The sequence below is a fragment of the Flammeovirga sp. SJP92 genome (assembly GCF_001583495.1).
GTDB lineage: Bacteria > Bacteroidota > Bacteroidia > Cytophagales > Flammeovirgaceae > Flammeovirga.
The window spans coordinates 94,279-107,274 of the sequence record NZ_LQAQ01000020.1 but is presented as its reverse complement, the minus strand read 5'-3'; the positions used below and the strand labels follow the sequence as shown (position 1 = coordinate 107,274).

The window sequence follows — 12,996 nt, the reverse complement described above, 5'->3', positions numbered from 1 at the left end:
GCACTATCCTAAGCCTGCGTTTTTATCACCATTGCAGTAATACTATTTTTAGGCAATACTACTTTCTTTTTCTCCCCATTCAAATGAATCTGATAAACAGAGTCATTATTATCTGTATTATGAATTAATATTTTCACATTCCCATCCTTATCCTTTACAGTAATCATAGGTTTAGAGCAGTTGGAAGCAATACGAACATCGCCAGGCTTTATAAAACGGCTGATGATGTACATTGCATTATAATCAGGGTTGTATTGAATTGTTTTCTTTTCTCTGTCAATATTCACTAGGGAATTTTGCGTCCATTCCCAACCACTTTCAGTAGTCTCATTCAAAATCATATTCCAATAACAAAAGTTGGTCAACCCGCTGTTGATGTACTGTGCCACCTCTTCTAGTCTATGCGAAGCCTGTTCCACATTGTTTTTACCATTATAACAGTGACCTTCAGTATGAAACATCTTTAAGTCGGGATGCATTCTTACAGCATCTGTAATGAAAAATGGAGAAGTATACTGAATACCCACACCCGCCAATTGATCTACACCATCAAGTTGAAGTAATTCTATAATATCCGTTTTAATGGCAGTTCTCAAAGTACCTGCATACACATCAGCCGTAATATTTTCTTTTTTGAAAGTCGGGATAATGTAATTGATTGCTAGATCCATCATTTGAGCAGGAGGCATGGTACAGCTAGGGTATTTTGTATTGGCATCATTTTCATTTTGCACACAAATTCTATCAATTCTGATCCCATTTTGCTGATATGCTTTGATGTACTTCACAAAATAATTGGCATAAGCCTTATAGATTTTTTTATCTTCTTTCAGATAATTATTTTTTTCAGTAAGCCCCACCATCGAGTTGTTCACTTTCATCCATGCTGGAGGACTCCACGGAGAGCCAAAAAGCGTTAATTCAGGATTGATTTTGAAAGCTTTTTGAATATAAGGAATCACATATTTTTGATCTCTTTCGATGGAGAAATATTTCATTTTATAATCGTCTGCTTTTTCAGAATAGCTGTAAGCATCAATCCCAAAATCACTTGCACCAATGGCAGTTCTACAAAAAGTAAAACCTGCTTTATCAGAGGAGAATAAATTTTGCATTAATTCATCCTGTTTTTCCGCTGGAAGACTCAACAATGCCTCTCCTCCAATTTCATTAAATGCCCCACCAATTCCTTCTAAAGTTTGATGCTCAATGTTAGGGTAAAGTACAATTTCATGCCCCCATTTCACTTTTCCGTCTGAAGATTCAAAAGGAAGAGATTTTAAAGGATTAGCCTCTCCTTTGTCAAAGTTGACATAATACATTTTTACGTCTTTAAAATCTTGACTGAAGCTCCAAAAAGGAAATAGGAAAACACTTATAAATACTGCTAGTTTGTTTGCCATGTTGATAGAATATTGATTTATGTGAATAATACACTAAATATATTTTATCCTAACAGTAGAATAGGGAAATTATTCGATCACTGAGAAGTATAAATAATTTATCCCCATTTTTTAGGGAGTTTTATGACTCTTATTGAAAATGTTTTTGTTAAGCTTCATTTAAAAATAATAAATCAATGGGTTGGAGTGGTAAAAAGCTTTTTTCGCCTTTTATTCTACTGTAACACAGCGTATGAAAGTTTCTTTATTATGTGTTTTTTATTCAATGATAAAATACTATTCTGAATTCATTTGTTAATAGAAACCCGTTGATAGAGGGGTGATTTGTTAATGTTTATTTATGTATTTTCCCTTATTTCAATTCTTTTGCTAATTACCGACAACTTCCAATTCTTTTAAAATAAATGGTTAGTAACGCTTGGTGATGGTGTTTAAAGCAAATTACTTTTTTAGCACCATAGATACTTGTTACTTTTCTTGATTTAATAAATAACGATGACTTGTAGATCTGTACTTACAATCATTTTCCTACTTATTAGTAATCTACTTTTTGCTAACGAGAATAATGAAAGAGAACTGTCTCAATACAGCTTTGGAGCATTGACTACTGAAGACGGTTTACCCACCAATGGGGTTTTGAACATTTATCAAACTAGAGACAAATATTTATGGCTTAGTACATATAATGGTCTCGTTAGATATAATGGAGAATCAATGTATATTATCAATCAGGGAAATACTGAGGGGTTGACCACTCATGCCTTTACAGTAATGCTGGAAACCAAAAGTGCAAGGTGGTTTGGCACACAGGCAGGCTTGGTAAAATACAGTAATCATCAATGGAAAGTCTTCACTGAAAAAGAGGGATTAATTCACAATGAAATCAAAAAAATAGTAGAAGACCGCAATGGAAACTTATGGATCGGTACTCCGGAAGGACTTTGCTATTTTGATATAAAACAACAGAAGTTTATCACTGCTGGCATTCCACCTATTTTAAAAAATGCCTCCATTTCAGATTTACTACTGGACAAGGCAGGGAAACTATGGGTTGGCACAGAGGCAAAAGGTCTTTTTAAATATGCAATTGATGATAAGAAGTTTGATTACGTCAACAAGAAGATCAAAAATATTAATGCTTTGGTGGTCGACCAAAAAGAAAATTTGTGGATTGGGGGAGACAATTTTTTAAAAAGACTGAATAAGGAGTTTGAATTGAGTGTTTTTGAAGCAATGAATAAACTTCCTTCAAAGCATGTCACAGCACTTTATGAAGATTCAAAAGGAGCAATATGGATAGGTACAGAAAAAGGAGTTGCAAGGTATTTTAACCGTTCTATTAGTTCATTTTCAAGAAATAAAGAAATCAACAAACATGTTGTCTGTAGTATTGTTGAAGACCATGAAGGCAACTATTGGATAGGAACGTACCAGCACGGTGCTTACCGTTTGAACATGGGACAATTTGTCAGTTACGGAGTACAGCAAGGTGTAACAGGTAAATTTGTATATTCCATTGCCCAAGGAGAGTCAAAAGATGAGATTTTATTGGCTACCAATAATGGAATCACGGTTTACAAAGACAAAACCAAAACTTTCAGCCCTCACTGGTATAATCCAAAATTGAAAACAAGAAATCTGAAAGATATACTCGTCGATAGCAAGAAAAACATATGGATTGCCTCAAAGAAAGGTTTAACCAAAGTTGACCGTCATCAAAAAGCAACGCATTACACCAAATTGGACGGGCTTGGTAATATTTATGCCCGCTTTACATTTGAAGATAGTTTTGGAAATATTTGGGTCGGCACCATCGATGGTTTAAGCCTTCTGAAGCAGGATGGACATTTTAAAACTTTTACAACGAAAGATGGTTTAGCCAACAACTTTATACTTTCTATTTTTGAAGACAGCCGAAGAAGACTGTGGATCAGTACAAAATCAGGTATCACAATTTATGAAGAGGGTAAGTTCCATAATTTTATGAAAGAGCATGGTCTCAATTCTGAGCTTGTTTTTAAAGTAACAGAAGACCATAAAGGTGTGATTTGGTTTGGTACTAATAATGGTATTTTCAGGTTTGAAGAAGATAAAGTTTTTAGTTATCATAGAAAGATTGAAGGAGAAGTTACATCGGCATTTAATATTATTGAAGATCAAGAGAACAACCTTCTGTGGGTAGGTTGTAATGTGGGTGTTTATACTTTGGATATTGATGAATTGGATCAGGTGTATGCAGGAAAGCTTGATAAAGCACAACTGAAATTATACAGTACCAAAGACGGAATGAAGTCCAAAAGTGTGATGGCCAATGGTAAAAGCCTGGTCAGAGACAACGGCCATATTTGGTTTCATACGTATGACGGCGTCAGTATTGTAGATTGCAACAATATCAAGACAGATAAAATTCCTCCAACAGTCATTATCAATAAAGTAACTGTCAATGGAAGAACAATTGACCATCGAGGTGATCATTTAGAAATTCCAGAAGGAAATACAAGACTGGAAATTGCTTATGAAGGGGTTAGCTTACTACATCCCGAAGGCATTCATTATAAATATAAATTGGAGGGTTTTGATAAAGACTGGATTGAAGCTGAAGGAGGCAAGAGAGCTATCTATACCAACCTTCCTCCAAAAGAGTATACTTTTCTGATTTCTGCCGGAAACCAAGATAATGCCTGGTTAGAAAACCCTGTGAAACTGGAGTTTAATAAGCGGGCTACTTTCTATGAAAGATTAGAAGTTCAGGTGTTGTTTACATTAGCATTCTTTTTAGTGCTGTTTGTTGTTTACCGTTGGAGAGTACGTCGATTCAAATTGAGAGAGGTAAAACTTGAAATGAAGGTGACGGAAAGAACAAGAGAGATTTATGAGAAGTCGGAGGAGTTGCAGCAACAGTCTGAAGAACTTCAACAACAAGCAGAGGAACTTCAGCAACAAAGAGATTACCTTTCAGAAACCAATGATCTGATTTCTGAGCGAAATGATGAACTGAATGCTAAAAACGTTGAAGTATCAGAGCTGATAGAGCAAGTAAGGTCTATTAATTCTGATATGAAGCGAAAAAATAAAAGGATGACAGACAGTATCCGATATGCCAAAACGATGCAGTTTGCATTACTCCCTAGTGCTAAAAAGCTCCAAAGGGCCTTTGCTGAACACTTCATTATTTTCAAGCCTAAAGATATTGTATCAGGTGATTTCTACTGGATGACAATTCCTGAAGACAACACTACTTTTGTAGCTTCGGTAGATTGTACTGGCCATGGTGTTCCAGGTGGTTTTATGTCGATGTTGGGAATTTCAATTCTTAATAAAATCATCAAAGAACATAAAGAATATGACACAGTAGAGATTCTTACAAAACTGAATGCTTCTATCATTGATTACCTCCAACAGGAGAATTCTGATATTGATGACGGAATGGACCTAGCCCTTTTAAAGGTTGTTGCTGATGGAAAAGGTGAAACAGAAGTGACATTTACTGGAGCAAAAAGCACAGTTTATTTCTATAAAACAAAGGAAGATCAATTGATCTCATTAAAAGGTGACAATATTTCTATAGGAGGTAGAAGTAAGAAGAAAAAAGAGAAGAAATTTACATCACATTCCATTCAGCTTCAAGAAGGAGATAAAATCTATCTTTCAACGGATGGCTATATTGATCAAAACAATAAATTCAGAAAGAAAATTGGTAAAAAACTATTTGAAGATATACTGTCTGGTACCTCAAAATTAGAGATGTCTAAACAAAAGGAACAACTAGAATACCTTCTACAGAGACATCAGGGAGAGGAAGATCAAAGAGATGATATTACGGTGATCGGGTTCAAACTATAATTAAGTGTACTCCTTCAAGCAAAACTAGAAGTAGGACTTTATAAAGAAACTCGGTTAGTTGGTAATTGAAAAGATTCATTATTTAGAGGAGGATGCTTTGTGATAGAAAGCGAGCTTTGATTCAATCGATTTTGAACTACTCATCCGCATAACTCCATTATATTATTTTATTAACGTTCAGTGTGTGTCTTTTACTTCTTTAAAGTTGGCTCACATATTTGTTAGAGAATTAGATTAGTCGGTTTTTAATCTATTTGTGACAGTTATCAGGTGCTTTGTTGTCAAAATACCTGTTATTGTTGCGATTTAAGGATATTTACAGTTTTTTCACGATTGATAGAAACTTTTAACTAATCTAATATGAAATACTTTTTATTAATGGTGCTGAGTGTACTGTTATTTGTATCGTGTGAAAAAGACTTATTACCAACAGACAACGAAACTATTGTAGCAGATACTATTCATCATGTTTCCTATGATACGGTAACAACTATTCATCATGACACTATAAGAACTGTAGTTTATGATAGTATTTACGTTTTGGTAAACGATACTATTTATCACAAAGTAACAAGTGATACTTCTTTGGTAGTCTTCTATCCTGGAACTTACAAAGTTGGAGGATATAAATTATCAATCAGTGAAGATGGTTTACAATTTATGTATGATACTAGTAATATTGGAACTGTTCTCTGTGCGAGTAATTATTTAGAAGTGATTGATCATAACAGAATCTATGTCTCTTATGATACCTATTGGAAAAGGTATAAAGATATTAATGGAGATGGAAGACAAGATGATGATGATGTTGAATACCTTTTAAAGGATCTGTATCAATTCTCACAGATTATTACTTTTACAAAAAACAATGTAATAAATGTGATTAATGATGAATTAATAGAACCTTATAATCATATAGCAGGCTCTATTTTTATGTATTATAATAAGAATGCAGAGCCTTTATTTGATTTGGATGATTCTTTAGTAGAAGAAGTTAGAGTGTCTTTAGAGAGTAATTCAACAAGGACTGATTTCATGTATAATGATTTAGTTTACAATGAGGAACTTAATATTTTCCAGTACTCAATTAATAATTATGTCAAAGCTGAAGTAAATACTATTATTACAGACAATCATAGAGTAACTCAAAATATACATTTCTATGTTGAAGATGAACATAATTATACTGTAGAACTAAAGTATGAAATAGGAGAAATAATACTCGATAGAAATGATATTATCTTCAATTTTTATAACCCTTCTTCATACTGTCCGGTAATTAGTGATAAAATTGATTATACTTTTAAGGATAAAGAAGGAAATAGTATCGCTGCTGATATACTTCCAGTGTTAAATTTTAATTCATTAGAATCTAAAATGAAAGTGGATTTGACAGGGAAGCCGTATGTTCTTCAATTTGGAATTTCTTTGCCAGTGGAATAGAAGTTTGATAAAATACAATACCCATCCAATCTTAGTATTTGATATAAGATTGGATGGGTATTGTATTTATATATAATTTATGCCACGACCTAAACAACCCCAAGTTTCTTTGCTTTTTCGATGGCCTGTTCAATGGTTTTAACGCTTAATTTTCTCAAGATATTCAATCGGTGAGTTTCAATGGTTCGAATACTGACGGAGTGCATTTCTGAGATTTCTTTATTGTCAAGCCCTTCCATTAAGTGATTCAAAATCTGAGATTCTCTTTTGGATAAGCTGATGGTATTTTGTGTTTTGATGGAAGAAGAAGAGTTGCCGAATTTATCTTCACGGATGCCTTTTACGATGATATCACTTGTATCTCCTGAAAAATAATACTTGCCGGCGGCTACTTTTCTAATCGCTTTCAAAAACGTTTTATTGGATTCATCCTTAAGAATATAGCCACACGCACCAACTTTCACTGCTTTCACTATATAATCTTCTCGATCATAAAGAGAAAGAAATAGAATTCGTGTTTCCTTTGATTCTGTCAAGAGAAGTTCGGCGGCTTCCAGTCCCGACTTTTTAGGCATTGAAATATCCATGATAACCACATCAATATGATGACTGGCAACCAATGGAATGGCTTCCTCTCCATTACTAGCTTCAGCTACAACTTCAAGGTCTTCCTCCTTATTTACGAGTTGTTTTACACCATTTCTGAAAATTTCATGGTCATCCACTAATAATATTCTGTGCTTTAACATAGGTCGGTTTAGATCAGTTTAGAATGTAAGGTAATAAAAAAATATTCAATTACTCAAAGTTAAAAAAATGAAGTATGCCATAAAAACGGCAAGACTTATAACCCTAAAAACACCATTCCTATGCCACATATCATGATAGTAACACCTCCAATGAGGTGACTGTACCTTTCCAGTTTATGCCAATGTACAAGCGATATACCTTTCGTTAAAGTATAAACACTGGTAAGCATTGTACCGATGGTTGCAATGGCAAAAACGAAAGTTACAGCCCCTAGTAAATAGAGGTTGAGCTGTGCCGCAGGGTACATTAATAGTGGAATCAGTGGTTCACAGGGACCAAAAGCAAAAATGATAAAGATGACCCAAAAGGAAAGTGACTTTTTGGTGTCCACATGAGAGTGCGGTTTGTTTTTAACGGCCGTATAAATCCCATAAACAGCATACAGTAAACCTGCAATCAATAGAAACCATGAAGCGATAGAGCCTCTTTGTCCTTCTATAATTTCTAGATTAGAAACACTCCAACCTAATGCTACGCCCAATAGGCCTAATACAATAGAACCGATCACATGACCTACACCACAGATAGCTACTATGTTTAATGTTTTTGTAGTACTCCAGTTTTTAGTTTTTGCTAAGGCAACAAAAGGCATATAATGATCTGGGCCTGATAGTGTATGAATAACTCCTATACTAAGAGCGGAGAGTAATAGAGGAAAGCTTTCTGTTAGCATACTTAATTGTTGTTTTGTTACTTACGTAATTTCATGTTGTATTTTTTTATTTTATTTAAATGCTAAGTAAGATAAATTATTCTTTATTTCATAATATGTGTAATAATATATTGTTTTTGTTGTAAATATTGAAATATATAGTTGATTTTGTTGAAAACTGCGATATGGCAGTGTTTTTAATGTTTTTGCGTTGTGATTACGTAATTTTTTAAAATAGTATTGGAATGATAGGTATTGTTACGTACGTTTGTTACGTAAGTAATCAAGAATAACAATTTTATTATGAAACAAACCAACTACTTAACTTTTACTTTCTCTCTCTTAACTTTCTTTTTTGTAAACTACAGTGCATCAGCACAATCGAAACAATCGACAAGCTTACGTATTAATGATGATATATCATTACTAAAAGAAATCAATGCGGAGAAAAATGAGACCAAGAGCATCTTTGCAAGTAATGCAGATGACAATGATGAAAAACAAAAGGAAGAAGAATTTAAACCCTCTTTTTCAGTAGGAGCAATCATTCACATGTTTGCAGGTAGCCAACAAGATGGCTATGCATTTGGAGGAAATCCTGGAGGAGAAAATCCAAGCAATTGGTCAACAGACTTTACAGTCTACAGAGCAAGAATTCTGGTGGGAGCACAATTGACAAAAAAAGGTAATTTCTTTATGGAAACTGAAATTCCAGCACCAATTAACGGAGCAACAACTGCTGATGGTGGAAAAAGAGTCGCTGTAACGCCGATTATCTTGGATTGTCAGTATGAGCATGTTTTCAATGATTACTTTTCTGTAATTGGTGGTCTTCAGTTAGTATCACACAACAGAAATGGTCTTCAAGGTGCAGCAGGTTTAATGGCTAATGATTTTACATATTATCAATATCCTTACAACTTGTTTCCGGATAGCCCATTACAAGGTAATTTCGGTAGGGATTTGGGTGTGAACTTTAGAGGTTTCTTTGCGAACAACAAATTAGAATATCGTTTAGGTTTCTTCTCAGGCAGAACCAACTTTGAAGGAACAAGCTCTTCACCTATCCGTACTGTAGGCCGTTTGGTTTATAATGTATTTGACGAAGACAAAAGCTTCTATTACTCTGGTACCAACTTAGGAAAAGGTAAAACATTATCAATTGGTGGTGGTGTTGACACACAAGGAGATTATTTGGCTGCAGGTGTGGATGTATTCTTAGATATGCCTGTAGGAGATTTAGGTTCAATCACTTTGAATAGTGCTTATTCTTATATTTCAGGTGGTAATAACCCAGATAATGAATATTCTTTTGCTACAATGATCCCTACACAAAATACACAATTCATGGAGTTGGGATATTACTTTAAAGATCTTAAATTACAACCATGGTTGCGCTACGAGCGTCAGGGCATGAACGCCGAAAGCAATCAGATTGGAGCAAATGAGAGTATTTCAGACTTCAATAAGTATAATTCTACTACTGTATTTGGTGGTGGTGTAAACTATTGGTTCAATGGCTATAACACCAATCTAAGACTATCTTATACTACGACAACTAAAACTGTAGCCACAACAAATGAGTCTAAAGCTTACGGTCAAGTATGGCTTCAAGCTCAAATCTTTGTATTCTAAATCTAAAATCGAATAAACATCTCATCTATACAATTTTAGAACAAACAATAATTTAACTATGAAACGTATCATCAACAGACATTGTCTTCTAATCTTTATAATCGGCCTATTTTTTAGCTGTAGTGCCAATAAAAAAGCATCTTCCAATTCAGAAACTGTAGCAGAAAAACAAGAAACAATTAAAGTAGGCGTATTGCACTCATTGAGTGGTACAATGGCCATTTCCGAAGTATCATTAAAAGATGTATTAATGATGGCAATTGACGAAATCAATGCTTCAGGTGGTGTATTAGGAAAACAATTAGAGCCTGTGATTGTAGACCCGGCTTCGGACTGGGATCTATTCGCCGAAAAGGCAAAAGAACTTTTAGTGAAAGATAAAGTAGACGTAACTTTTGGTTGCTGGACTTCAGTATCAAGAAAATCAGTATTGCCAGTATACGAAGAGTACAAAGGACTACTTTTCTATCCTGTACAATACGAAGGGCAAGAGCAATCACCAAACATCATTTATACAGGAGCAACACCAAACCAACAGTTGATTCCATCAGCTGAATATTTGATGAGCGAAGAGGGTGGTAACTATAAAAAGTTCTATTTATTGGGTACGGATTATGTATTCCCAAGAACAGCCAACAAAATCTTAAAGAACTTCTTATTGGATTCGGGTGTTCCTGAAGAAAATATTATTGAAGAATACACACCTTTCCACCACCAAGATTACCAAACTATTGTATCAAAAATCAAGCGTTTTGCTTCTTCTGGTGATGCATGTGTATTGAGTACGATCAACGGTGACAGTAATGTTCCTTTTTATAAAGAATTTGCCAACCAAGGTTTATCAGCTTCTACTTGCCCGATCATGGCGATGTCAGTAGCAGAAGATGAATTAAGAGCAATGGATACAGAGTTTTTAGTAGGTCACTTGGCGGCATGGAACTATTACCAATCGGTAAAAACACCGGAGAACTTCAAGTTTGTGGAAAGCTTCAAAAAATATTGTAAAGAAAATGGATTGCATGGCGGTGAATCTCGTGTAACGGACGATCCGATTCACTGGTCGTATGCAGGTATATACTTATGGAAAAAAGCAGTTGAAAAAGCGGGAACAACAGATGTAGAGCAAGTGATCAAAGCACTTTCAGGTCTTTCGATTGAAGCACCAGGCGGATATGTAGAAATGCACCCTGATAACCATCACTTGTCGAAGCCGGTACTTATTGGAGAAATTCGTGCAGATGGTCAGTTTGATATTATTTCAAGAACAGACGATCTCGTGGTGCCAGAACCATTTAGCAAGTTTGCTATGTAGTTAGATTGAAGAATTAAGTAGGGAAGCATTTATAGCAACTATTTATGGTTTCCTACTTAAGTGAGTAGAACTGTGGTCAATAGTTCTAGGTCATAGGTGATCGTAAAGCCTATGACCTCCTCTCACATCAAGAATTGTAATTAGTACTTCACTCACATCTCACATTTCTATCACTTAATTTTTTTCTGATGTTAAAATCAAAACTCCTGTTCCTAACCTTGATTTTGGGAACCCTCTCCTTTACTGCCTATTCTTTTGAGAAAACGGTAGAAAACAGTGTACAAACGATATTATCCAATAATAAAACGGAGTTAGACAGCGCCGTTAACTTCTTAGTAGAAACTAAAACACCCCATACCTACGCACTCATTGGTGCCGTATTAGAAAAAAGACTTTATGTAAAAGGAACGAAAGCATACACTCTGTTTCCAGGTATAAAATCATACTATGAGGTATATCCTGAATTTAAAGAAGCAGAGAGTGATGTGGCAGGAATAACACCATTAAAACTCTCAAGAAAATATATTTTAAAGTTTCGTCCTTTATCAAAATATACCCAATTGTACACTCCTGTTGCTCAAAGCAAGCTTAATGCTTATCAACGCTTTAAGCAGTCAGGTACTTTAGAGGATGTTGCGTTTTTGACGGAACAATTAAAAACAGAAAGTGATGAAAAAGTCAAAGCAGCAGGAAATGAAGCCATTTATACCATTTGGCTTTTAAGTGGAAATGAGCAATTAGAGATGAATGCTTTAGCCCAATTGGGTGAAGGAGCATCGGATCAAATGTTAGATCCTTTGGAACAATATTTAAAGAAAAAAGAAAATGCACCACAAGATCAGTCTTATATTTTAGCAAGTGAACTGATCAGCACTATACAAGCCCGCGAAAGATTTATCAATACAGCCCAAAACCTTTTCAGTGGTATTTCTTTGGGCAGTATTTTATTGTTGGTAGCCTTAGGACTAGGAATCATTTATGGATTGGCAGGTGTGATCAATATGAGTCACGGTGAGTTCTTAATGATTGGTGCATATACAACATACGTTATTCAGCAGTGCTTTATTTCCTATTTGCCTGCTTCATGGTTTGAAGGTTATTTCTGGGTTTCATTGCCATTATCATTTATCACGGCAGGTTTGATTGGACTTTTAATCGAAAGATTAATTATCCGTCACCTTTATAACAAACCGTTGGAAAGCCTTTTAGGAACGTGGGGATTGAGTTTGATTATGATCCAGATTTGTAGAAGTATTTTCGGAGATATCACTGCCGTAAAATCACCGGAATTACTATCAGGAGGTATAGAAGTAATGGATGGTTTGATTTTACCTTTCAATAGATTGTTTATCATCGGTTTGACGGTGTTTATGGGAGTGCTGACTTACATTGTTTTCTTTAAGTCAAGACTAGGAGTGAAGATCAGAGCTGTAACTCAAAACAGAAATATGAGTGCTTGTCTAGGAATTTCCACGAAAAGAATTGATGCCATGACCTTCTTCTTAGGTTCTGGTTTAGCAGGAATTGCGGGTTGTGCCATGACTTTGATCGGTAATGTAGTGCCAAATATGGGAAAGACTTATATCGTAGATTCTTTCTTGATTGTGGTAGTAGGTGGAGTAGGAAAACTCGTAGGAATTATTGCTTCAGCAATGGGTGTGGGCGTATTGTCCAAAATCTTTGAATCCTTTTATGAAGCAGTGTATGGCAAAGTAATAATGCTCGCCATCATCATCTTCTTCTTACAGTTCAAACCTAAAGGACTCTTTCCTGACAAAGGAAGATTGTCTGAAGAATAAATTGAGTTAAGAGTTAAGAGGGAAGAAACTCATAAGTCTTCTCTTTATACCATGAATCACTTCTTCATTCTACATTCTTAATTATCAAATTCTTCATCC

At 34.9% G+C, this 12,996-nt stretch carries 8 protein-coding genes; 5 read left to right on the top strand and 3 right to left on the bottom strand.

The window, feature by feature from the left end; genetic code table 11:
* Window positions 1-8 precede the first annotated feature (8 nt).
* Window positions 9-1,403, bottom strand: a complete 1,395-nt coding sequence (locus AVL50_RS06805; RefSeq protein WP_062615735.1) for a hypothetical protein — start codon at window positions 1,401-1,403, stop codon at window positions 9-11.
* 495 nt (window positions 1,404-1,898) lie between these two features.
* Here AVL50_RS06805 and AVL50_RS06800 point away from each other — a divergent pair, with 495 nt between their 5' ends.
* Window positions 1,899-5,246 (top strand): two-component regulator propeller domain-containing protein, encoded by a 3,348-nt coding sequence (locus tag AVL50_RS06800; protein ID WP_062615734.1) that lies wholly within the window; start codon window positions 1,899-1,901, stop codon window positions 5,244-5,246.
* A 360-nt stretch (window positions 5,247-5,606) separates the two neighbouring features.
* Complete coding sequence (locus tag AVL50_RS06795) at window positions 5,607-6,689, top strand: hypothetical protein (RefSeq protein WP_157491185.1); 1,083 nt, start codon at window positions 5,607-5,609, stop codon at window positions 6,687-6,689.
* A gap of 89 nt (window positions 6,690-6,778) precedes the next feature.
* On the opposite strand, the gene AVL50_RS06790 is transcribed toward AVL50_RS06795, so the two are convergent.
* Together AVL50_RS06790 and AVL50_RS06785 are read right to left on the bottom strand one after the other, a co-directional pair.
* A complete protein-coding gene (locus tag AVL50_RS06790; RefSeq protein WP_062615732.1) occupies window positions 6,779-7,438 on the bottom strand; it encodes a response regulator transcription factor in 660 nt (219 codons plus the stop codon).
* Between the two features lie 95 nt (window positions 7,439-7,533).
* Entirely contained in the window at window positions 7,534-8,172 is a 639-nt protein-coding gene (locus AVL50_RS06785; RefSeq protein ID WP_062615731.1) for a hypothetical protein, read from the bottom strand.
* A gap of 282 nt (window positions 8,173-8,454) precedes the next feature.
* On the opposite strand from AVL50_RS06785, the gene AVL50_RS06780 reads away from it, so the two are divergent.
* From AVL50_RS06780 to urtB, 3 genes are all read left to right on the top strand, one after another.
* Window positions 8,455-9,786 (top strand): hypothetical protein, encoded by a 1,332-nt coding sequence (locus AVL50_RS06780; protein ID WP_062615730.1) that lies wholly within the window; start codon window positions 8,455-8,457, stop codon window positions 9,784-9,786.
* A gap of 58 nt (window positions 9,787-9,844) precedes the next feature.
* On the top strand, window positions 9,845-11,098 hold the full coding sequence (gene urtA / locus AVL50_RS06775; protein WP_062615729.1) for an urea ABC transporter substrate-binding protein: 1,254 nt from the start codon (window positions 9,845-9,847) through the stop codon (window positions 11,096-11,098).
* A gap of 188 nt (window positions 11,099-11,286) precedes the next feature.
* Window positions 11,287-12,897: an urea ABC transporter permease subunit UrtB gene (gene urtB / locus AVL50_RS33480; protein WP_216639016.1), complete on the top strand. Its 1,611-nt coding sequence runs from the start codon at window positions 11,287-11,289 to the stop codon at window positions 12,895-12,897.
* Window positions 12,898-12,996: the final 99 nt, after the last annotated feature.